A 22,373-nucleotide genomic window follows, 5' to 3' on the forward strand; every position below is an offset into this window, starting at 1 on the left:
ATTACTATTCTGGATAATCAAATGTTTACAGACACCATCAATAAGTGTGCGGCTAACGCTGCCCGGATTGCACGCCTCAGTAAAAACAGTCCTCTCGGTTTCTGGATCAGCTCCGCCATGGCGGGCGCCTATGTCGGCCTGGGGATCATTTTAATTTTCACTCTTGGTAACCTCGTCGACCCGTCTGTGCGTCCGCTGGTGATGGGCGCCACCTTCGGGATCGCATTAACCCTGGTCATCATCGCTGGCTCTGAACTGTTCACCGGTCACACCATGTTCCTGACGCTCGGCGTAAAAGCGGGCACCATCACTCAGGGCCAGATGTGGGGCATTCTGCCGCAGACCTGGCTCGGTAACCTGGTGGGCTCGGTGTTTGTCGCGCTGCTGTATAGCTGGGGCGGCGGAAGCCTGCTACCGGTCGATACCAGCCTCGTGCACACCGTCGCGCTGGCAAAAACTACCGCCCCGGCAATGGTGCTCTTCTTTAAAGGCGCGCTCTGTAACTGGCTGGTTTGCCTGGCTATCTGGATGGCAATCCGTACTGACGGCGCCGCGAAGTTCATCGCGATCTGGTGGTGTCTGCTGGCCTTTATCGCCTCTGGCTACGAACACTCCATCGCCAACATGACGCTATTTGCCCTCTCCTGGTTCGGTCACCACAGCGAAGCGTACACCCTGTCAGGTATTGGCCATAACCTGTTGTGGGTAACGCTTGGCAATACCCTTTCCGGGGTTGTATTTATGGGTTGGGGTTACTGGTATGCTACCCCTAAAGCGGAGCGTCCGACTCCTGCAACCATCGCAACCGTTCAGGCGAAAGCCAACCAGTAAGAGGTAATGTCGTGGATCACCTGCCAATATTCTGTCAATTACGCAATCGTGACTGCCTGCTTGTAGGTGGTGGCGATGTGGCTGAACGCAAAGCCCGCCTGCTGTTAGACGCAGGTGCCCGACTTACCGTCAATGCCCTCGACTTCGCCCCGCAATTCACCGTGTGGGCGCAGGAAGGGATGCTCACACTCGTGGAGGGTGAGTTCAACGAAACGCTGCTCGATACCTGCTGGCTGACCATCGCCGCCACCGACGACGATGCGGTTAACCAGCGCGTCAGCGACGCCTGTGAAATTCGCCGAATCTTCTGCAACGTGGTGGATGCGCCGAAAGAGGCGAGCTTTATCATGCCGTCGATTATCGACCGCTCGCCGCTGATGGTCGCCGTCTCCTCCGGCGGCACCTCGCCGGTGCTTGCGCGCCTGCTGCGCGAAAAGCTGGAAGCCATTCTGCCGCAGCATTTAGGCCAGGTGGCCCACTATGCGGGGCAGCTGCGAAGCCGTGTGAAAAAGCAGTTTGCCACCGTAGGCGAACGTCGCCGCTTCTGGGAAAAATTCTTTGTGAACGACCGGCTGGCGCAGTCGCTGGCAAATCAGGATCAAAAGGCCGTGGATGAAACCACCGAGCAACTGATCAATGCCCCGCTCGATCACCGGGGCGAAGTGGTACTGGTGGGTGCCGGTCCGGGTGATGCCGGCCTGTTAACCCTGAAAGGGCTACAGCAGATCCAGCAGGCGGATATCGTGGTCTATGACCGCCTGGTCTCTGACGACATTATGAACCTGGTGCGTCGGGATGCCGATCGGGTGTTTGTCGGCAAGCGCGCCGGTTATCACTGCGTTCCGCAGGAAGAGATTAACCAGATCCTGCTGCGTGAAGCCCAGAAGGGTAAACGCGTGGTGCGGCTGAAAGGCGGTGATCCCTTTATCTTCGGGCGCGGCGGCGAGGAGCTGGAGACGCTGTGCGAAGCGGGCATTCCCTTCTCGGTGGTGCCGGGTATTACCGCTGCCTCCGGTTGCTCCGCCTATTCCGGCATTCCGCTGACCCATCGCGATTACGCCCAGAGCGTGCGTCTGGTGACCGGCCACCTGAAAACCGGCAGTGAACTGGACTGGCACAACCTGGCCGCAGAGAAACAGACTCTGGTCTTCTATATGGGGCTGAACCAGGCGGCGACCATTCAGGCGAAACTGCTGGAACATGGCATGGATGCGGAAATGCCGGTTGCGCTGGTGGAAAACGGCACATCGATTAAACAGCGCGTGGTCAGCGGCGTGTTAACCCAGCTGGGCGAGCTGGCGCAGCAGGTTGAAAGCCCGGCGCTGATCGTGTTGGGTCGCGTGGTGGCGCTGCGTGACAAACTCAACTGGTTTTCGAACCACTAAGCCAGGCTGAACATATTCCCCGCTAAATGAGTAGTCCTGTAATGGACTACTCCTCTCCTGACGCTGCCGATAACATACCTTCCGCGAAAGCACATTTTCTATATATTCCCTCAAGTTACAGACAAGGAAGCGTTATGTTCAAACTGGCAAAGATTGCCCTGGTTGCAGGCATCTTAACAACCCTGACGGCGTGCACTGGCCACGTGCAAAACACCAAAAATAACTGCAGCTACGATTATCTGCTGCACCCGGCGATCTCTATTTCCAAGATCATCGGTGGCTGCGGCCCGGCTGCAAACCAGTAACCGTTTCGCAGGCAATAAAAAAACCGGGAAATTCCCGGTTTTTTTATTGCCCGTAGGCCGGGTAAGGCGAAGCCGCCACCCGGCAAACAAGCTTAAGGTTTCGCCACAAATCCAATCGCTTCGTAGACCGCTTTCAGCGTTTCAGAGGCACGTGCGCTGGCTTTCTCGGCGCCCTCTTTCATCACCTTCTGCAGGAAGGCTTCGTCATTGCGGAACTGGTGATAGCGCGTCTGCAGTTCGGTCAGCATGCCGGAGACCGCATCCGCCACTTCGCCTTTCAGATGGCCGTACATTTTGCCTTCGAAGTGCTGCTCCAGCTCCGGAATGGTGCGGCCCGTTACGCCAGAGAGGATATCCAGCAAGTTAGAGACGCCCGCTTTGTTCTGCACGTCATAACGCACCACAGGCGGCTCATCTGAGTCAGTAACCGCACGTTTGAGCTTTTTAACCACCGATTTCGGATCTTCCAGCAGACCGATAACGTTATTGCGGTTATCGTCCGACTTGGACATCTTTTTAGTCGGCTCCAGCAGGGACATCACGCGGGCACCGGACTTCGGAATAAACGGCTCCGGCACTTTGAAGACATCACCATACAGCGCGTTAAAGCGCTGGGCGATATCACGACTCAGCTCCAGATGCTGCTTCTGATCTTCACCCACCGGCACCTGGTTGGTCTGGTACAGCAGAATGTCAGCGGCCATCAGCACCGGGTAATCAAACAGACCGGCGTTGATGTTTTCAGAATAGCGGGCCGATTTGTCCTTGAACTGGGTCATGCGGCTCAGTTCGCCAAAGTAGGTGTAGCAGTTCAGGGCCCAGCCCAGCTGCGCATGCTCCGGCACGTGAGACTGAACGAAAATGGTGCTTTTCTGCGGGTCGATACCGCAGGCCAGATAGAGCGCCAGCGTATCCAGCGTTGCCTTACGCAGTTTCTCAGGATCCTGACGCGCGGTGATAGCATGCAGATCCACGATGCAATAAATGCAGTGGTAATCATCCTGCATGCCAACCCACTGACGCAGCGCACCCATATAGTTGCCAATGGTCAGTTCACCTGAGGGCTGTGCGCCACTAAATACGATGGGCTTAGTCATTTTTCAATTCCTGATTTTCACTGTGCGAAAGCCCGAGAACGGGCAACAAATCTTTGAAGTGGTCGAAGACAAAATCCGGCTCACTCAGCGTAATGGATTCACCATAGTTATAACCATAGGTCAGGCCAACGGAAGGGCAGCCTGCAGCCCTGGCAGCCAGAATATCATTACGCGAATCCCCCACAAAGAGTAGCGCTTCAGGCGTTAAGGATAATTTTCCTGCCACCAGCAGCAGCGGTTCGGGATGCGGCTTCTTGTTCTGCACATCGTCGCCGCCGACAATAACCGAGAAATAGCGAGCGATATCCAGCGCTTCCAGCAGTGGGGCGACGAACGCCGTCGGCTTGTTGGTCACCAGCGCCAGCGGCAGACCCTGAGCATGCAGCGCGCTCAGCGTAGCGGCCACATCCGGGAACAGGAAGCTGCCCTCTTCCACCGTCTCTTCATAAAAACGGTTAAACAGCTTACGCAGGATACGCACCTGCTCTTCCTGGGGGATGTCTGCATCATCGACACTCGGTTTGCCCTGCGCCGCACGTTGAACAGCACGCTCCTGACGCGCCCAGGTCAGCGCGCGCTCCATCAGCACGTCGGCCCCGTTACCGATCCACGTCACCACACGTTCTTCGCCTGCCACCGGCAGTTCCAGCGCGTACAGCGCCTGATCGACCGCCGCGGTTAAACCCGGTGCGCTGTCCACCAGCGTACCGTCGAGGTCAAATGCAACGCCCCGAATTGCCTGCAAATTATCCATGACTTACCTTCGCCAGTTCACTGCGCATTTCATCAATGACTTTTTTGTAGTCCGGCTGATCGAAAATAGCCGAACCCGCGACAAACATATCTGCCCCCGCCGCCGCGATTTCGCCGATATTGCTCACCTTCACGCCGCCATCCACTTCGAGGCGGATATCAAAGCCAGACTCGTCGATACGGCGACGTACTTCCCGCAGTTTATCCAGCGTATGCGGAATGAAAGACTGCCCGCCAAAGCCCGGGTTAACGGACATCAGCAGGATCACGTCCAGCTTGTCCATGACGTAATCCAGGTAGCTCAGCGGCGTGGCCGGATTGAAGACCAGGCCCGCCTTACAGCCGTGCTCTTTGATCAGCTGTAGCGTACGGTCAACGTGTTCGGAGGCTTCAGGATGGAAGGTGATGATGCTGGCACCTGCGGCGGCAAAATCCGGCACGATGCGATCGACCGGTTTCACCATCAGGTGCACGTCAATAGGTGCGGTCACGCCATAATTGCGCAGCGCCTTCAGGACCATCGGGCCGATGGTCAGGTTAGGCACGTAGTGGTTATCCATAACGTCGAAATGAACGACATCCGCACCGGCAGCCAGTGCTTTCGCGGTGTCTTCGCCCAGCCGGGCAAAATCAGCCGAAAGAATTGAGGGTGCAATCAAATACTGTTTCATCCGCATCTCCTTGAACTTTGTTTAACGGCGGGCGAAACGGCTCAGGGCAGATAGAGAGCCAGCAGTTCGTCCACCTTTTTACGTGTGCCGCCGTTGCTGCTGATGCTGCGCCGGACTTTGACCTGAAAATGCTTCGCGGCCTTGTACCATTCGCGCGTATCGGGCGTATCGTGATTCGAAATTAATACCGGGATACTTTTGCTGACCAGCTTTTCCGCCATCCCCGCCAGATGCGCCTGCTCGGCAGGGCTAAAGCTGTTGGTGTGATAAGCGGTAAAGTTCGCCGTAGCAGACAGAGGTGCGTACGGTGGATCACAGTAAACCACCGAATTGGCGTCAGCAAGGTTCATGCACTCTTCATACGAGAGGCAATGGAACTCCGCATTCTGCGCTTTTTCAGCAAAGTGATACAGCTCGGCCTGAGGGAAATAGGGGCGCTTGTAGCGTCCAAACGGCACGTTAAATTCACCACGCAGGTTATACCGGCACAAGCCGTTGTAGCCGTGGCGATTAAGATAGAGGAACAGCAGCGCACGGCGGAACTTATCCTGGCACTGATTAAACTCAGCGCGATGCTGATAGTAAACGTCCGGGGTGTTGTTCTCTGGCGTAAAGAGCTTGCGCGCCTCATCAACGTACTCATCGGTACGCTCTTTTACGATTTCGTAAAGACTGATCAGGTCGCTGTTGATATCCGCAAGGATGTAGCGGGTGTAGTTGGTATTGAGAAATACCGAGCCCGCACCCACAAAGGGTTCGACAAGACACTCGCCGTCTGGCAGGTGTTTTTGAATATCATCGAGCAGGGGGTATTTCCCCCCTGCCCATTTCAAAAAAGCGCGATTTTTTTTCATGCTGACTAACTGATTACACCTTCTCCGGCTGTGGAGAAAGCTCCGACAGCATCCTGCGCTTCACAGATTACTTCAAATCGGACTGAACCTGACGGATCGGCTTCGCCCACGGATTTTTCGCCTGAACGTCGGCTGGCAGTGTGGCAACCGCGCGTTTTGCTTCGTCTTTCGATGAGTACACACCGCTTACCAGCACATACCATGGCTGACCGTTACGGGTGGTCTCGTAGACAACAAAGTTTTTCAGGTTCGATTTTTTCGCCCAGCCGTTGAGGTTGTCATAGTTGGAAGAGCTGCTCAGCTGCAACGTGTAGTTGGTGGACGGCGCAGACTTCAGAGAACTTACATTCCCTGTCGATTTACCGGTGCTGGCAGAAGCCGCCGGGGCGCTCGCCGCTGGCGTCGATGCTGTTGCGGTCGGCGCTGGTGTTGCTTTCGGTGCCGTCGCGGTTGTCGCAGGCGCTTTCGCCGGGGCGCTGGTTGCCGTTTCAGTGTGCTTCGGCTGCGCGGCTGCTTTTGGCGCTTCTGCTTTCGCAACAGGCTGCGGCTTCACTTCACGCTTCGGCTCAATCACCGCCTGCTTACGCTCCTGATGCTGCGCAGGTTTAGTCTGACGCGGCGCAGATTCTGCGGCCGCCGTCTGCTGTTGCCCGTTAGCACCACGGATTGGCGCCACGGTCGCAGGCTCGGTCGGCAGGGTGGAGTTCACCACCACGCTGTTAACCTGCTGCTCGCTCTGCGGCTGCGTCAGGGCGTTATTCAGATCGCCCTGAACCTCAACGCGCTGCTGGCCTTCAGGAGTAGCCGGAGACTGGCCCTGAGTCGGCGTGGAGGCAACAGGCGGCAGAGAGATCTCCTGCTGCGTATTCTCCGCGGAGGTAGCGCCTGGCGCTGGCTGCGAGCCATTTGCCTGGTCGGCAGCGCTGCCGGAAAGATCGATACTCTTCTCGCCGGAAGCAGTTTGTTCAGCAGGCGAGGTGGACGGGGCTTTCAGTGCGGAGCCGACACCGATAATCAGCAGCAGCAGGACCAGCACACCCAGGCCCATCATAATATACTGGCGGGAAGCGGGCTTCGCCGCAGCGGCCTTACGCTTGCGCGGGCGACGCTGTACGGGCGCTTCGTCCATTGAATCATCTTCGGACTCATAATCCTCTTCTTCACGCTCGTCGCGGGCGGCGCGGCCACGCGAAGGACGAGGATCGTCATTGTCCAGATCGACCTCATCAAAGTTGATTTGCGGCTCGTTATCACGTTCTGAAGATTGGCGAGTACGACCAGTACGACGATCGCTGGGATCGGGTTTCAGCTCGTCTTCTGGTTTGAATTCATCCATTTAACACCCCACTAAAAGGCTTATGCCTACGACTTTGCACATCACCTGAAGCAAAATGGCTACGTATTACCGCAGCCGGACCTTTCTAATAGTTACGCTTGCTGGCAATCAGCAATAGCGCCAAGAACGACATCGTGCGGCACACCGCCACGAACTTCACTCTTTCCGATTGCAAGCGGGAGTACCAGACGCATCTCGCCTGCTAATACTTTTTTATCACGCATCATGTGCGGCAAATAGGCCTGCGCTGACATCTCGCGCGGTCCCGTCACCGGTAACCCGGCACGCTCAAGCAACGTGATAATGCGTTGTGTATCCGCCTTGCTGAACTGACCCAGACGCTCCGAGGTGCGAGCGGCCATCACCATCCCTGCCGCCACGGCCTCGCCATGCAGCCAGTTACCGTAGCCCATTTCGGCTTCGATAGCATGGCCATAGGTGTGCCCCAGATTCAGTAAAGCACGTAAGCCTGTTTCGCGCTCGTCTGCGGCAACCACTTCTGCTTTCAGCTCACAACAACGGCGAATACAGTACGCCATCGCCTGACCATCCAGGCGCAATAAGGCGTCCATATTCTCTTCAAGCCAGCTAAAGAACTCGCCATCCAGAATAATGCCGTACTTGATCACTTCCGCCAGACCCGAAGCCAGCTCGCGCTTAGGCAGCGTTTGCAGACAGTCGAGATCCACCACCACCGACGCGGGCTGATAGAACGCGCCAATCATGTTTTTGCCAAGCGGATGGTTTACGGCGGTTTTGCCGCCAACAGAAGAGTCAACCTGCGACAACAGCGTGGTCGGAATCTGAATAAAACGAACGCCACGCTGATAGCTTGCCGCCGCAAACCCCGTCAGATCGCCAACAACACCGCCGCCTAATGCCAGCAGTGTTGTGTCGCGACCGTGTGGTTTTTGCAGTAATGCGGTGAAGACGGTATCAAGTACCGTCAGGCTTTTATACTGCTCGCCATCAGGCAGAATCACACTGTCGACCTTCACGCCAGCCTGTTCAAGCAGCTGACGTACGCGGTCGAGATAAAGCGGAGCCAGCGTCTCATTGGTGACCAGCATTGCCTGATCACCCGCTTTCAGTGGTAAGAAGGAAGCTGGGTCGTTAAACAAACCAGCCGCGATAGTGATAGGGTAACTCCGTTCACCGAGAGTGACTGTAATCCTCTCCATAGCGCGACATCCACCTTAAATACTTTTTACCCGCAGGCGAGTATATATAAAGCCAGAATCAGTTGCTTTCCAGCATATGAATAATCTGGTTTGCGACCACTTTAGCGCTCTGATCGTCTGTGCGAATGGTGACGTCAGCAATCTCTTCATACAGGGGATTGCGTTCATCAGCCAGCGCTTCCAGAACTTCACGTGGAGGCGTCTCAACCTGCAGCAACGGGCGTTTTTTATCACGCTGCGTACGCGCCAGTTGTTTTTCGATGGTCGTTTCGAGATAGACCACGACACCGCGGGCGGAGAGACGGTTGCGAGTTTCGCGAGATTTTACAGAGCCGCCGCCGGTAGCCAGCACAATGCCCTGTTTTTCCGTAAGTTCATTGATAACTTTTTCTTCTCGGTCACGGAAACCCTCTTCGCCTTCTACATCGAAGACCCAGCCCACATCAGCTCCGGTTCGTTTCTCAATCTCTTGATCAGAATCGTAAAATTCCATATTGAGTTGTTGAGCTAACTGGCGCCCAATAGTGCTTTTGCCGGCACCCATAGGCCCAACCAGAAAGATATTGCGTTTCTCTGCCATTTTTTCGGTACTACTAAGACTATTCGTTAATGGTAAACCCGCTTCGCCGACACCTGGCGTAACAGGACATGAACTGAAACCTCATATGCGATAGAGCGAGAGTCAGACTAAAAATTATCTCAATACTCCAGCTTGTTTGGCAACAGAATAAATCACCCTGCTTGCCGCTTAAGTTGTTAAGGTGTGAGATTGAGTAGGCTGATTCTCAAATCGGTACTCCTTGTATGCTAATTAATGCCCCACGTCAAACATCTGCAACAAACAGAATGCAAAATCACGTGGGGCGTTGCCGCATATCAGGAGGTCGTAACCAGACGAGGGGTGATAAAAACCACTAATTCCCGGCGCTCGTTGTCTTTACCCTGATAGCGAAAAAACTGCCCCAGGATGGGGATACGGCTCAAGCCTGGCACATTTTCACTCCCGCTTTTATGTCTCTGAGAAAAAATTCCGCCTAAGGCCAGCGTTTCACCACTTTTGACCTCTACCTGGGTTTCGATCTCCTGTTTGTCTATCGTCATGGTTTCACTGTCGGCCTGCTTTAGCACCTGGCCCGGGCTGTTCTCGCTGATGCGCAGCTTCAGGCGTACACGTCCATTGGCCAGCACCACCGGGGTCACCTCCATGCCCAGCACCGCCTCTTTAAATTCCACCGACGTCGCGCCGCTCTCTCCGCTGGAGACCTGATAGGGAATTTCACTCCCCTGTTTAATGCTGGCAGGCTGCATGTGCGACGCCAGCAGACGCGGGCTGGCGATAATATCCACTTGCTGTTTTTGTTCCAGGGCGGAAAGCTCAATGTCCAGCAACCGGCCATTAATCCGGCCGATAGTGAAACCCACCTGCGTAGTGGCGTTGGTCACCGCAAGATCGCTGTTGAGTATCGTCAGCTCTCCGGGCTTACCAGGCTGCTGCGCCTGCGCCAGGCTCCACTTCACGCCCAGCTCCCGCAGGCTTTTTTCACTCATGCTGACAATGTGTGCCGCCAACTCGACCTGGGCTACCGGCAGATCCATTTGCCCCACCCAGTGCTGTAACGCATCCAGCGCAGCCCGGCTGTCGCGCACCAGCAGACGGTTAGTGCGTTTGTCCACCGCAAGGCTGCCTTTTGGGCTGAGGAGCTTTTCGGCAGCCTGCCTGAGATCGCCCGCATCCGCATAGGAGAGAGAAAAACTGCGCGCCTCCAGCGGCACACTGAGCTGACGCTTAGCGCGCTCCGCCTCTTTTCTGGCCTGCTGTTGCTGTTGCCAGGCGGCGCTGTGGATATAAAAGATGCCCTCCTGCTGGCGCATCACCAGCCCGGCGCTGGTCACCACCGTCTGTATCGCCTGTAACCAGGGCACCTTTTGCAGACGCAAAGAGACATTGCCGCTCACGTCTGGTGCGATAATCATATTGCGGTTCTCCTGCTCCGCCAGGGCCTGCAGAAGCTGGGCGACCGGCACATCATCCACGACCAGATTCACGGCCAACGGTTCCGCTGCCAGCGTCTGGCCGCCGATCAGCAGTAATGCCAACATCCCTTTTTTCATCCTGTTTCGTTCCTTGTCGTTGCCATCGCCATAACGGCGGTTCACACGCCTCAGACGTGTCGATGACCAACTCCTTTTCATTCAGCACCCTTACCTGCCAGCCCTGGGGCAGCGTGTCGCCGCGACGCACCCGCAACCAGCGGGACTTTTCATCCCTGACGATGCCCACCGGCACCGCGCCGGATACCAGCCCGGCATAACGCCACTGGCTCAGGGCTGCGTTGGGGCAGCGTGACACCGGCGCCTGAAACGGATCGCGCATACCGAGAAGAAGCGGCAGTAGAAGCAGTACGCCACCGCTAACCCGCATTCTGGCGCTCCAGTTGCAGGGTGAGGCGCAGCTTTTGCTGTTCTGGCTGGAGCGTAAAACGCGCCACCGCCACATCGCGTTGGGCGAGAGTGGCAAACAGCCCGGGTATCTGCCCCCATACCGCCTCGACCACCAGTTCGCCTCCCGCATTGACGGGCTGCCAGCGCACCATGCGTAGCTCACCGGTATCGAACTCCAGCGGTGAAAAGGGGCGCAGCACCACGGACGATGGCGCCTCCTCAACGGGCGAGAGCTTACGCACCGCGGTCCATAAGCGGCCGTTGATCGCCGCGTCACGCGCGTGCTGAGCCTGGTACGTGGCGAGCTGTTGCTGCTGCATGCGTAGCTGCCCCCCGAGCACACAGAGCAGCATCAGCCCTGAGCTGAGGCCCCAGCACAGCCAGCGCCAGCGCGGGGACAACCCGTACCAGATGTCAGGAGGGATCCGCATCAGCCTCCTCCTTGCGGGTCAGCGCCCAGCTAAATTGCCAGCGCCCCTGTGCGTCCTGGCGCATCTCGCCGGGCGTGGTAGGAGTAAACCCCGGCAGCTGGTGTAGCGCCGTCTCCAGCGCCGCAAGCGCCGGTAACGTGGCGGCGTATCCACTCAGGGAGAGCGTGGAGTGCTGGAAACGAAGCTGCGCCAGCCATGCCTGCTCCGGCAGGGCGCGGGCCAGGGCGATGAGGATCGTCTGCCAGGCCTCCGTCTGCGCTTTTTTTTGCGCCCAAATCTGCTGTTGCTGGCGCTGAACAATACGCGCCGTCCACTGCTTTTGCCGCTGCGCCAGCGCCTGCCTCAGCGCCACATCGCTGGCCTGTCGCTGCGCGAAAACCTGCGCCTGCAGCGGGGCGTCGGCCCGCCGGGCGGTCCAGAGCCCCAGCGTTACCAGCAGCGAGCCGGTGAACAGCAAGCCCCAGAAGCGCAGGCAGTGGCGTTTTTGTTGCTGACGCCACGGCAGCAGGTTGGCCGCGCTCATCGCGCATAGCCTTCCGTCGCCAGCGCTAACGCCAGTGCGACGCTAAAATCCGCGCCATTTTCAGGCAGCGGCGGTTGCCGGTGGGACAACACGTTCCAGGGGTCGAAACTGCGCATATCGCAGCAGGCGATCTCCTCCACCCCTAGCGCCAGCAGGGCTGCAAGGCTTTCAACATCGGGCGCCTCCGCCAGCCCACGCCTGCCCCACTGGTGACGCATCGCCCATAGCCATTGATCCCGATCGCGCCAGGCAACGCACTGGGCAGGCGCGTGTACAAAAGGCAGAAAATGGGCCAGCGCCCCGGCATCGGGTGTGATCGCAGTCAGCCGCAGACGCAACACCCGGGCCAACTCCAGCAGCGTGGCGATCTCTTTATTTTGTGCCGCGGTAACCTGATACCCCTGGCTGAACGTATCTTCCGCATAATCAAAACGCAGGGCATCGGGTGCCATCTCCAGCTCGCGGCTCAAGGCCGCGCCAATCCAGGCCGTCTCTTCGCTGTCGCGCAGGGTTATCGCCGGGCGCGGAAAGGTGCGTTGCAGGGTGCGTGCGGCCGGAAAGGCAAGAAGTACCTGATGCTGGTAAGGCAGCCATTGCCGCCACTCGCGCAGCGCCGCAGCCAGTTGTTCGGGCTGAAGAATTTGCCCGTCGCGGATAATGCCCTCCGCCAGGGGGAGCTGCCACCAGCGGCGCAGCCCCCAGCCCGACTTTCTGCGTACCAGCGCGACGGCCAGCACCTTATCCTGTTGAATATGAACGCCTGTTCGCCATGTTTTAAATACCATGTTTCACGATCTCCTTATCGTCCGGGGGGATAACGGCTATATCAATGCTACAGGCTTGCCTTTATACTACCGCGCGATTGTTTAGAAACTGCCCAGTTCAAACTAAATGGGAAATCTCCAGTGAAGTTCGTAAAGTATTTATTGATCCTTGCAGTCTGTTGCATTCTGCTTGGAGCAGGCTCGATTTTTGGTTTGTACAAATATATTGAGCCGCAACTGCCTGATGTCGCTACGCTTCGTGACGTACGCCTTCAGATCCCGATGCAGGTTTATAGCGCCGATGGCGAGCTGATTGCCCAGTACGGCGAAAAGCGGCGTATCCCGCTGACGCTGAATCAAATTCCGCCAGTAATGGTGAAAGCCTTTATTGCCACAGAAGATAGCCGCTTTTATGAGCACCACGGCGTCGACCCGGTGGGGATTTTCCGTGCCGCAAGCGTGGCGCTCTTCTCCGGCCATGCTTCGCAGGGTGCGAGTACCATTACCCAGCAGCTGGCGCGTAACTTCTTCCTGAGCCCTGAAAAAACGCTGATGCGTAAGATTAAGGAAGTGTTCCTGGCGATCCGCATTGAGCAACTGCTGAATAAAGATGAGATCCTTGAGCTTTACCTCAACAAGATCTATCTCGGCTACCGCGCCTATGGCGTGGGTGCGGCGGCGCAGGTCTATTTCGGTAAATCCATCGAACAGCTGACCCTGAGTGAAATGGCGACCATCGCCGGTCTGCCGAAGGCACCTTCTACCTTCAACCCGCTCTACTCGCTGGATCGCGCTACCGCACGTCGCAATGTGGTGCTGTCGCGTATGCTGAGCGAGGGCTATATCAGCCAGACGCAGTACGATCAGGCGCGCAGTGAGGTGATTGATGCCAACTATCACGCGCCGGAAATTGCCTTCTCCGCCCCTTATCTCAGCGAGATGGTTCGCCAGGAGATGGTCTCCCGCTACGGCGAACAGGCCTACGAGGATGGTTACCGCGTTTACACCACCATCAGCCGCAACATCCAGCAGGGCGCGCAGCAGGCGGTGCGTAACAATGTAATAGATTACGATATGCGCCACGGCTACCGCGGCCCGTCAAACGTGCTGTGGAAGGTAGGTGAATCCGCCTGGAGCAGTAAAAAAATCACCGACACCCTGAAGCCGCTTCCGGGCTATGGGCCCTTCGTGGCGGCGGTGGTGACCCAGGCCAATCCGCAGGAAGCTACGGCGATGCTCGCCGACGGCACCTCCGTGCCGCTGCGGATGGAAGGGGTACGCTGGGCACGTCCGTATCGCTCTGATACACAGCAGGGCGCGACGCCACGCAAAGTGACCGACGTCGTACAGGTGGGCCAGCAAATCTGGGTGCGCCAGGTTAACGACGCCTGGTGGCTGGGGCAGATCCCGGACGTTAACTCGGCGCTGGTCTCCATCGACCCGCATAACGGTGCGGTTCTGGCGCTGGTGGGCGGCTTCGACTTCAATCAGAGCAAGTTTAACCGTGCCACTCAGGCGCTGCGTCAGGTCGGTTCCAATATCAAACCGTTCCTCTACACCGCGGCAATGGACAAGGGTCTGACCCTCGCCAGTATTCTCAATGACGTGCCGATCTCCCGCTGGGATGCCGGGGCCGGTTCCGACTGGCGGCCAAAAAACTCACCGGCAGAGTACGCCGGTCCGATTCGTCTGCGTCAGGGACTGGGGCAGTCGAAGAACGTGGTGATGGTGCGTGCCATGCGTGCCATGGGCGTCGATTATGCGGCGGAGTATCTGCAGCGCTTCGGCTTCCCGGCGCAGAATATCGTGCATACCGAGTCGCTGGCGCTGGGTTCCGCGTCGTTTACCCCGCTACAGGTGGCCCGCGGTTATGCGGTGATGGCCAACGGCGGCTTCCTGGTCGATCCATTCTTCATCAGCAAAATCGAGAACGATCAGGGCGGCGTACTGTTTGAGGCCAAGCCGAAGATAGCCTGCGCCGAGTGTGATATTCCCGTCATCTATGGCGATACGCCTAAGTCAGACGCGCTGAACAACCAGGACATGGAAGATGTCGCGATCTCGCAGGAGCGGCAAAATGCGGCGGTGCCGATGCCGCAGCTCCAGCAGGCGAACCAGGCGCTGGTCGCCCAGACTGGCGCTCAGGAGTACGCCCCGCACGTGATTAACACTCCGCTGGCGTTCCTGATCAAGAGCGCGCTGAACAGCAACATCTTTGGTGAACCGGGCTGGCAGGGTACAGGCTGGCGTGCCGGTCGTGATTTGCAGCGCAAGGATATTGGCGGCAAAACCGGCACCACCAACAGCTCCAAAGATGCCTGGTTCTCGGGTTATGGCCCGGGTGCGGTCACCTCGGTGTGGATCGGCTTTGACGATCACCGTCGTGATTTAGGGCGTACCACAGCCTCCGGGGCGATTAAAGATCAGATCTCCGGTTACGAGGGCGGAGCCAAAAGCGCGCAGCCCGCGTGGGATGCCTTTATGAAGATCGTTCTTGATGGCGTACCGGAAGAACCGCTTACGCCACCGCCGGGCATCGTAACGGTCAATATCGATCGCTACAGCGGTCAGCTCGCTAACGGTGGTAACAGTCGTGAGGAGTATTTCATCGAAGGTACGCAGCCAACGCATCAGGTGGTGCATGAGGTGGGTACAACGTTGATAGATAACGGCGAAACGCAAGAGCTCTTCTGATATGTCTCCCCCCTTCCCGGTGGAGGGGGGAATTTTCCGCTACAGTCTTCCCTGCCCTTTCAGCCACTCCCGCACCAGAAACAGTGCGCTCACGTTCCGGGCTTCGTTAAAATCGGGCTCTTCCAGCAGATCCATCAGATGCGCCAGCGGCCAGCGTACCTGCGGCAGCGGCTCAGGTTCATCACCTTCCAGCGATTCAGGGTAGAGATCTTCCGCCAGCACGATATTCATTTTGCTGGAGAAATAGGAAGGGGCCATGCTGAGCTTTTTCAGGAAGGTAAGCTCCTTCGCACCAAAGCCCACCTCTTCTTTCAGTTCACGGTTGGCGGCTTCATAAACCGACTCGCCGGGATCGATAAGTCCCTTGGAGAAGCCCAGCTCGTAAGATTCCGTTCCCACCGCGTATTCACGGATCAGGATCAGATGCTCGTCGACAATAGGCACAATCATGACGGCTTCGCGTGTGGAGGGACGCATACGCTCGTAGACGCGGCGCACGCCGTTACTGAACTCCAGATCCACGCTCTCAACGTTAAACAGCCGCGATTTGGCGACAGTCTCAACATTCAGGATGGTGGGCTTTTGTAAGGGTTTGCTCATTTTGACGGGTCTTTGCTGGGTGAACAGACCTCATTGTGCGATATGCCGCACGGTTTCGGCAATGTCCTTCGCGGTTTATTTACATTTATGCAACTTAATCAGATTCATTACGCATTTCAACACAAAAGTCAATAGGTTGAAATTATTCCAGGAATTTGCTGATATTCCGCCACGGTTGCCTTTGCTATCATCAGCGAACACTGGGATGCGCTTCAAATTGCTCAAGTTCAACGCCTTACATGCCGATAGCCAACCACAGACACGCATTCACTGTTAAAGGTGCTACTGACTACACCTGTAAGAAAAGTAAGATGGGGAAAGCATGAGCACCATTTTAATAATTATCGCTGCTATGCTGGCCTGCGCATTAATTGCAGGGTGGTGGTTCAGACGTCGATCGCAGCGTCGATATCGCCTGCCTTATCTCAACGCCTTTACCGGGGCGAGCACACGCAAACTCACCGCAGAAGAACGTAGCGCGATTGAGCAATATCTCGAGTCGTTTAACCGCATCCAGCAAATGCCTGCAACAGGCGCCAGCGCGGCTCCGGTCTCGTTAAGCCTGAACGCCGAGAGCAATACCGTGCTCTGCCTGACGCGCTCCATTACCCGCTATGGCATTACCACAGACGATCCCAATAAATGGCGCTACTACCTCGACTCCGTCGAAGTGCATCTGCCGCCGTTCTGGGAGCAATACATCAATGACGAAAACAGCGTTGAGCTGATCCACACCGACGCTATCCCGCTGGTGATTGCCCTTAACGGCCACTCCATCGCCGAGTATGTCCAGGAAGCGCCGCATCTGGCGCTGGAACACGTCAGCTCAACCCAGGCGTCGATTCGTGGCGAAGAGACAGAGCAGATCGAACTGCTGAATATTCGTCAGGAGACCCACGAAGAGTATGCCCTCAGCCGCCCGGATGGCATTCGTGAAGCGCTGCTGATTGTCGCCGCCTTCCTGCTGTTCTTCTTCTGCCTGCTAAGCCCGGATGTGTTTGTCCCCTGGCTTGCCGGTGGCGGCGTGCTGCTGCTGGCGGCGGGTTTATGGGGATTATTTGCCCCGCCAGCGAAAAACGCGCTGCGTGAGATCCACTGCCTGCGCGGGACGCCAAAGCGCTGGGGTCTCTTTGGCGAGAACGATCAGGATCACGTCAACAACATCTCAATGGGCATTATTGACCTGATATACCCGCGCCACTGGCAGCCGTGGCTGGCCCAGGATTTAGGGCAAAAGACCGATGTTGATATCTATCTGGACAGGCATGTGGTGCGCCAGGGACGTTATTTATCCCTGCATGACGAGGTGAAAAACTTCCCGCTGCAGCACTGGTTGCGCAGCACGGTGATTGCCGGTGGCGCTGGGCTGGTGCTGGCAATGCTGATATTCCTCGTACCGCTGGATATGCCGATCAAATTTACCCTGTCGTGGATCAAAGGCGCCCAGACCATCGAGGCTACCAGCGTTGGGGAGCTTGAAAACGCCGGGGTGCGCGTCGGCGATACGCTGAATCTGAAGGGAACGGGGATGTGTAATATCCACGCGCCGGGCAACTGGAACGCCCGTCAGAGCTCGCCTTTTGCCCCCTTTGACTGCTCGCAGCTGATCTGGAATGACGCAGCCCCGCTGCCGCTGCCGGAATCAGACATTGTTAACAAAGCCACGGCGCTGACCCAGGCCCTGAGCCGCCAGCTCCATCCTCAACCGGAAGATGTTACGCGCGTCAGCCCGGCGTTACGCTCCGCCATTCAGAAATCGGGCATGATCCTGCTGGATGATTTTGGCGATATCGTACTGAAGACCCAGGAGCTGTGCGCGGAGGCGGATGAGTGCGTCAGGCTGAAGAACGCGCTGGTGAACCTCGGCAACAGCAAAGACTGGGAAGCGCTGGTGAAACGTGCCACGACTGGTCGTCTTGATGGTGTTAACGTCCTGCTGCGTCCGGTGAGCGCCGAGTCGCTGGAAAACCTGGTCGCCACTTCTACCGCGCCATTCGTTATGCGCGAAACCTCACGTGCCGCGCAGGCGCTTAACAGCCCGGCGCCCGGCGGCTTTGTGATCGTCAGCGATGAAGGCAGCGATCTGGTCGATCAGCCCTACCCGCCAGTGGCGCTGTATGACTACCCGGCGCAGGAGCAGTGGGGCGAGTTTCAGCGACTGGCGCAGATGCTGATGCGCACGCCGTTCAGCGCCGAAGGAATTGTGACGAGCATCTTTACCGATGCCAATGGCACCCGCCATATCGAGCTGCACCGCATACCGGATAGCGCCGTTTTATGGCGTTACATTGCCACCTCACTGCTGATGCTGGCGATGGTGGTGTGCATTATCTGGAACGGCGTGATGGCGTTACGCCGCTACCAGCGCTCGCGCACCCGCCTGGCGGAGATCCAGCAGTACTACGAAAATTGCCTCAATCCTAAGCTGGTTCCTACCCCTGAGAGCCTGATCGGATAACCTCTGTGCGCGACCAGATATGCTACCCTGTCGCGCACGTTTTTTCTGGCTGGAGTATTCCCCATGCATCTTGATATCGCCTGGCAGGAGGTTGATACCGTCCTGCTGGATATGGACGGCACGTTGCTGGACCTCGCGTTTGATAACTACTTCTGGCAAACACTGGTACCGGAAACCTACGGCGAGCAGCAAGGGATCACCCCGCTGGAGGCGCAGGAATTCATACGCCAGCAATATACCGCCGTACAACATACGCTAAACTGGTACTGTCTGGACTACTGGAGCGAACGTCTTGGTCTGGATATTTGTGCCATGACCACCGCTCAGGGCCCGCGCGCCGTTTTGCGTGAAGATACCGTCCCCTTTCTGGACGCGCTCAAAGCCAGCGGCAAGCGGCGCATTTTGCTGACCAACGCACACCCGCATAATCTGGCGGTGAAGCTGGAACATACCGGACTGGGTTCACACCTTGATTTATTACTGTCCACCCACACATTTGGTTATCCGAAAGAGGATCAGCGTTTGTGGCAGGCGGTGGCAGAAGAGACCGGCCTGCAGCCAGAAAGAACGTTGTTCATTGATGACAGCGAACCCATTCTGGATGCGGCGGCAAAATTTGGCATTCGTTATTGCCTTGGCGTGACCAATCCTGATTCTGGCCTGGCTGAAAAAAGCTATCTGCGACATCCGGGGCTGAACGACTACCGCCGGATGATCCCCTCCCTCACCGTGAAGGAGAAGCCATGAAAGAGAAACCCTCCGAAGGAGTAAGACTGGATAAATGGTTATGGGCTGCCCGCTTTTACAAAACGCGCGCCCTCGCCCGCGAAATGATTGAAGGCGGCAAGGTGCATTACAACGGGCAGCGCAGCAAACCGAGCAAGCTCGTGGAGCTGAACGCCACCCTGACCCTGCGTCAGGGCAACGATGAACGAACGGTGATCGTGAAAAACATCACCGAACAACGTCGCCCGGCAGTGGAAGCCAGCACCCTGTACGAAGAGACGGCAGAAAGCGTGGAGAAACGCGAAAAGATGGCGCAGGCGCGAAAGCTGAATGCCCTGACCATGCCGCATCCCGACAGACGCCCTGACAAGAAAGAACGTCGCGATCTGATTAAATTTAAAAATGGCGAGAATGAGTGATTCTTGCTGAACGAGAGATGACTATGGCCCAACACGACCAATTACACCGCTATCTGTTTGAACAATTTGCCGTTCGCGGCGAGCTGGTTACCGTATCCGAAACCTGGAAACAGATCCTGGAAAACCACAACTACCCGCTGCCGGTGAAAACCGTGCTGGGCGAGCTGCTGGTCGCGACCAGCCTGCTGACTGCGACCCTGAAATTTGCCGGTGACATCACCGTGCAGCTGCAGGGTGATGGCCCGATGAGCCTGGCGGTAATCAACGGCAACAACCAGCAGCAGATGCGCGGCGTGGCGCGCGTACAGGGCGATATCCCTGAAAACGCAGACCTGAAAACGCTGGTGGGCAATGGCTACCTGGTCATCACCATCTCCCCGGAAGAGGGCGAGCGCTATCAGGGGGTCGTCGGTCTGGAAGGCGACACGCTGGCAGCCTGCCTGGAAGACTACTTCCTGCGCTCCGAACAGCTGCCGACGCGTCTGTTCATCCGTACCGGTGAAGTCGACGGCCAGCCGTGTGCCGGCGGGATGCTGCTGCAGGTGCTGCCAGCCCAGAACGCGCAGGCAGATGATTTCGATCACCTGGCCACTCTGACCGAAACCATCAAAGCCGAAGAGCTGTTCACCTTACCGGCGAACGAAGTGCTGTGGCGTCTGTATCACGAAGAAGAGGTAACGCTCTACGATCCGCAGGATGTTGAGTTCAAGTGCACCTGTTCCCGTGAACGCTGCGCGGGCGCCCTGAAAACACTGCCGGATGAAGAGATTGACAGCATCCTGGCGGAAGATGGCGAAATCGACATGAACTGCGACTACTGCGGTTCTCACTACGTCTTTAACGCAATGGACATTGCCGAGATCCGCAACAACGCCTCCCCGGCCGATCCGCAGCTGCACTAAGTTCTGCCGTTAACTGCCCTCTTGAGGGGGCAGTTAACCTTTTCCCCTCCCCTACTCATTAATTTCATTCACTATTTACCCCAATCTGCTGAATCGTTATCAGTAATGTAAGACTTTCGTAATTTTCTTTCATGTATGCGCTTACATTCACATTCTCGCAGTTTAATTTATCGCTCATTAACCTTTTCGGAACATTTTCCCCAACCGAAAAGTGATTCCTGCCATAATCTGCACCGCAAAGTGACAGGAGTCACAGCGTTTTCCGTCATAAAGGGTTTTTGTCCAGATACGCAAATCTATGAGCCCGGTCGCGGTTAACATTCGAAGAAAACCCCTACAATTTCAGGCAGTATAAATTGGCTAAGGAGCAGTGATATGCGTGTTAATGGTTTAACCCCGCAAGATCTCAAGGCTTATGGTATCAACGACGCTCGCGATATCGTCTATAACCCTGATTACGATACGCTTTATCAGGAAGAGCTCAATCCAGCACTCGAAGGATACGAGCGCGGTATATTGACGACGACCGGCGCTATCGCTGTCGACACCGGTATCTTTACCGGCCGTTCGCCGAAAGATAAGTATATTGTTCGTGACGACACCACCTGCGACACCCTGTGGTGGGCCGATCACGGCAAAGGGAAGAACGACAACAAAGCGATCTCCCCTGAAATCTGGCAGCATCTGAAATCCCTCGTCACCCAACAACTTTCCGGTAAACGTCTGTTCATCATCGACGCTTACTGCGGTGCCAACGCCGATACCCGCCTTTCCGTTCGTTTTATCACTGAAGTCGCCTGGCAGGCCCATTTCGTGAAGAACATGTTCATTCGCCCGACCGAAGAAGAGTTACAGAGCTTCGAGCCTGACTTTGTGGTGATGAACGGTGCGAAATGCACCAACCCGCAGTGGAAAGAGCAGGGACTGAACTCGGAAAACTTTGTCGCCTTTAACCTGACGGAGCGTATCCAGCTTATCGGCGGTACCTGGTACGGCGGCGAAATGAAGAAAGGGATGTTCTCGGTGATGAACTACCTGCTGCCGCTAAAAGGCATTGCCTCCATGCACTGTTCGGCGAACGTCGGCGAGAAAGGCGACGTGGCGGTCTTCTTTGGCCTCTCCGGCACCGGTAAAACCACCCTCTCCACCGATCCGAAACGCCGCCTGATTGGCGATGACGAGCACGGCTGGGATGACGACGGCGTGTTTAACTTCGAAGGCGGTTGCTACGCCAAGACCATTCGTCTGTCAGCTGAGGCGGAGCCGGATATCTTCCAGGCGATCCGTCGTGATGCGTTGCTGGAGAACGTGACGGTACGTGCTGACGGCACGGTCGATTTTGACGATGCGTCAAAAACGGAAAACACCCGCGTCAGCTACCCGATCTACCACATCGATAATATCGTTAAGCCGGTTTCAAAAGCGGGCCACGCGACCAAGGTGATCTTCCTCACCGCCGACGCGTTTGGTGTGCTGCCGCCGGTTTCACGCCTCACCGCCAGCCAGACGCAGTATCACTTCCTCTCCGGGTTTACCGCCAAGCTGGCCGGTACCGAACGGGGTGTGACTGAGCCGACGCCAACCTTCTCCGCCTGCTTTGGCGCAGCCTTCCTGTCGCTGCACCCGACGCAGTACGCCGAAGTGCTGGTGAAACGCATGCAGGCCTCTGGCGCCCAGGCGTATCTGGTCAACACCGGCTGGAACGGCACTGGCAAACGTATCTCCATCAAAGATACCCGCGCCATTATCGACGCCATTCTGGACGGTTCCCTGGACGATGCGGAAACCTTCACCCTGCCGATGTTCGATCTGGCAATCCCGACCGAACTGCCGGGCGTGGACAGCCATATCCTCGACCCACGCAACACCTACGCGTCGCCGGAGCAGTGGCAGGAAAAAGCCACCACGCTTGCGAAGCTGTTTGTGCAAAACTTTGAGAAGTACACCGATACGCCAGCGGGTGCGGCGTTGGTGAGTGCGGGACCGAAGCTGTAAAAATTG

General features: G+C 56.9%; 22 protein-coding genes. 9 read left to right on the forward strand and 13 right to left on the reverse strand.

What is annotated here, in order from left to right:
* Positions 1–21 precede the first annotated feature (21 nt).
* The 3 genes from nirC (at position 22) to FHC51_RS03750 (ending at position 2,521) form a co-directional block, all read left to right on the forward strand.
* Positions 22–831, forward strand: coding sequence for a nitrite transporter NirC (nirC, locus tag FHC51_RS03740; RefSeq protein ID WP_103177295.1), 810 nt, complete (start codon positions 22–24; stop codon positions 829–831).
* 11 nt (positions 832–842) lie between these two features.
* Positions 843–2,216, forward strand: coding sequence for a siroheme synthase CysG (gene cysG / locus FHC51_RS03745; RefSeq protein WP_220434917.1), 1,374 nt, complete (start codon positions 843–845; stop codon positions 2,214–2,216).
* Between the two features lie 134 nt (positions 2,217–2,350).
* Entirely contained in the window at positions 2,351–2,521 is a 171-nt protein-coding gene (locus FHC51_RS03750) for a YhfL family protein (protein WP_032614785.1), read from the forward strand.
* A 92-nt stretch (positions 2,522–2,613) separates the two neighbouring features.
* On the opposite strand, the gene trpS is transcribed toward FHC51_RS03750, so the two are convergent.
* The 12 genes from trpS to FHC51_RS03810 all read right to left on the reverse strand — a co-directional run bounded on the left by trpS (position 2,614) and on the right by FHC51_RS03810 (position 12,594).
* Positions 2,614–3,618 carry a tryptophan--tRNA ligase gene (trpS, locus tag FHC51_RS03755; protein ID WP_103824821.1) on the reverse strand — a complete coding sequence of 335 codons (1,005 nt, stop codon included), beginning with the start codon at positions 3,616–3,618 and terminating at the stop codon, positions 2,614–2,616.
* Positions 3,611–4,372 (reverse strand): phosphoglycolate phosphatase, encoded by a 762-nt coding sequence (gph, locus tag FHC51_RS03760; RefSeq protein ID WP_103824820.1) that lies wholly within the window; start codon positions 4,370–4,372, stop codon positions 3,611–3,613. Before gph ends, trpS begins: the two co-directional genes overlap by 8 nt.
* Complete coding sequence (gene rpe / locus FHC51_RS03765; RefSeq protein ID WP_103824819.1) at positions 4,365–5,042, reverse strand: ribulose-phosphate 3-epimerase; 678 nt, start codon at positions 5,040–5,042, stop codon at positions 4,365–4,367. The genes gph and rpe overlap by 8 nt, the downstream gene beginning before the upstream one ends.
* A 41-nt stretch (positions 5,043–5,083) precedes the next feature.
* Positions 5,084–5,896 (reverse strand): adenine-specific DNA-methyltransferase, encoded by an 813-nt coding sequence (gene dam, locus FHC51_RS03770; protein WP_114316525.1) that lies wholly within the window; start codon positions 5,894–5,896, stop codon positions 5,084–5,086.
* A gap of 67 nt (positions 5,897–5,963) precedes the next feature.
* Positions 5,964–7,232, reverse strand: a complete 1,269-nt coding sequence (gene damX, locus FHC51_RS03775) for a cell division protein DamX (protein WP_220434918.1) — start codon at positions 7,230–7,232, stop codon at positions 5,964–5,966.
* 92 nt (positions 7,233–7,324) lie between these two features.
* Positions 7,325–8,413: a 3-dehydroquinate synthase gene (gene aroB / locus FHC51_RS03780; RefSeq protein ID WP_103177302.1), complete on the reverse strand. Its 1,089-nt coding sequence runs from the start codon at positions 8,411–8,413 to the stop codon at positions 7,325–7,327.
* Between the two features lie 58 nt (positions 8,414–8,471).
* On the reverse strand, positions 8,472–8,993 hold the full coding sequence (gene aroK, locus FHC51_RS03785) for a shikimate kinase AroK (RefSeq protein ID WP_003861630.1): 522 nt from the start codon (positions 8,991–8,993) through the stop codon (positions 8,472–8,474).
* Between the two features lie 296 nt (positions 8,994–9,289).
* Positions 9,290–10,513 (reverse strand): DNA uptake porin HofQ, encoded by a 1,224-nt coding sequence (hofQ, locus tag FHC51_RS03790; protein WP_375373804.1) that lies wholly within the window; start codon positions 10,511–10,513, stop codon positions 9,290–9,292.
* On the reverse strand, positions 10,440–10,835 hold the full coding sequence (locus FHC51_RS03795; RefSeq protein WP_220434920.1) for a HofP DNA utilization family protein: 396 nt from the start codon (positions 10,833–10,835) through the stop codon (positions 10,440–10,442). The genes hofQ and FHC51_RS03795 overlap by 74 nt, the downstream gene beginning before the upstream one ends.
* Positions 10,825–11,286, reverse strand: a complete 462-nt coding sequence (locus FHC51_RS03800; protein ID WP_220434921.1) for a HofO — start codon at positions 11,284–11,286, stop codon at positions 10,825–10,827. The genes FHC51_RS03795 and FHC51_RS03800 overlap by 11 nt, the downstream gene beginning before the upstream one ends.
* Positions 11,270–11,809, reverse strand: coding sequence for a PilN domain-containing protein (locus FHC51_RS03805; RefSeq protein ID WP_220434922.1), 540 nt, complete (start codon positions 11,807–11,809; stop codon positions 11,270–11,272). The genes FHC51_RS03800 and FHC51_RS03805 overlap by 17 nt, the downstream gene beginning before the upstream one ends.
* Positions 11,806–12,594: a DNA utilization protein HofM gene (locus FHC51_RS03810; RefSeq protein WP_220434923.1), complete on the reverse strand. Its 789-nt coding sequence runs from the start codon at positions 12,592–12,594 to the stop codon at positions 11,806–11,808. Before FHC51_RS03810 ends, FHC51_RS03805 begins: the two co-directional genes overlap by 4 nt.
* 120 nt (positions 12,595–12,714) lie before the next feature.
* On the opposite strand from FHC51_RS03810, the gene mrcA reads away from it, so the two are divergent.
* The gene (gene mrcA / locus FHC51_RS03815) at positions 12,715–15,267 is read left to right on the forward strand and encodes a peptidoglycan glycosyltransferase/peptidoglycan DD-transpeptidase MrcA (RefSeq protein WP_220434924.1); all 2,553 of its coding nucleotides are present in this window, start codon (positions 12,715–12,717) and stop codon (positions 15,265–15,267) included.
* A 39-nt stretch (positions 15,268–15,306) separates the two neighbouring features.
* On the opposite strand, the gene nudE is transcribed toward mrcA, so the two are convergent.
* Entirely contained in the window at positions 15,307–15,867 is a 561-nt protein-coding gene (gene nudE / locus FHC51_RS03820; protein WP_039031517.1) for an ADP compounds hydrolase NudE, read from the reverse strand.
* 322 nt (positions 15,868–16,189) lie between these two features.
* On the opposite strand from nudE, the gene FHC51_RS03825 reads away from it, so the two are divergent.
* The 5 genes from FHC51_RS03825 (at position 16,190) to pckA (ending at position 22,367) form a co-directional block, all read left to right on the forward strand.
* On the forward strand, positions 16,190–18,325 hold the full coding sequence (locus FHC51_RS03825) for an intracellular growth attenuator family protein (protein ID WP_220434925.1): 2,136 nt from the start codon (positions 16,190–16,192) through the stop codon (positions 18,323–18,325).
* Positions 18,326–18,388: 63 nt separating this feature from the next.
* On the forward strand, positions 18,389–19,072 hold the full coding sequence (gene yrfG / locus FHC51_RS03830; RefSeq protein WP_114385612.1) for a GMP/IMP nucleotidase: 684 nt from the start codon (positions 18,389–18,391) through the stop codon (positions 19,070–19,072).
* Positions 19,069–19,470 carry a ribosome-associated heat shock protein Hsp15 gene (gene hslR / locus FHC51_RS03835; protein WP_103824808.1) on the forward strand — a complete coding sequence of 134 codons (402 nt, stop codon included), beginning with the start codon at positions 19,069–19,071 and terminating at the stop codon, positions 19,468–19,470. Before yrfG ends, hslR begins: the two co-directional genes overlap by 4 nt.
* Positions 19,471–19,493: 23 nt before the next feature.
* Positions 19,494–20,372: an Hsp33 family molecular chaperone HslO gene (gene hslO / locus FHC51_RS03840; protein WP_103177312.1), complete on the forward strand. Its 879-nt coding sequence runs from the start codon at positions 19,494–19,496 to the stop codon at positions 20,370–20,372.
* A 375-nt stretch (positions 20,373–20,747) separates the two neighbouring features.
* Positions 20,748–22,367, forward strand: a complete 1,620-nt coding sequence (gene pckA, locus FHC51_RS03845; RefSeq protein ID WP_220434926.1) for a phosphoenolpyruvate carboxykinase (ATP) — start codon at positions 20,748–20,750, stop codon at positions 22,365–22,367.
* Positions 22,368–22,373 lie beyond the last annotated feature (6 nt).

Source organism: Leclercia sp. EC_58 (assembly GCF_019584355.1).
Taxonomy (GTDB): domain Bacteria; phylum Pseudomonadota; class Gammaproteobacteria; order Enterobacterales; family Enterobacteriaceae; genus Enterobacter.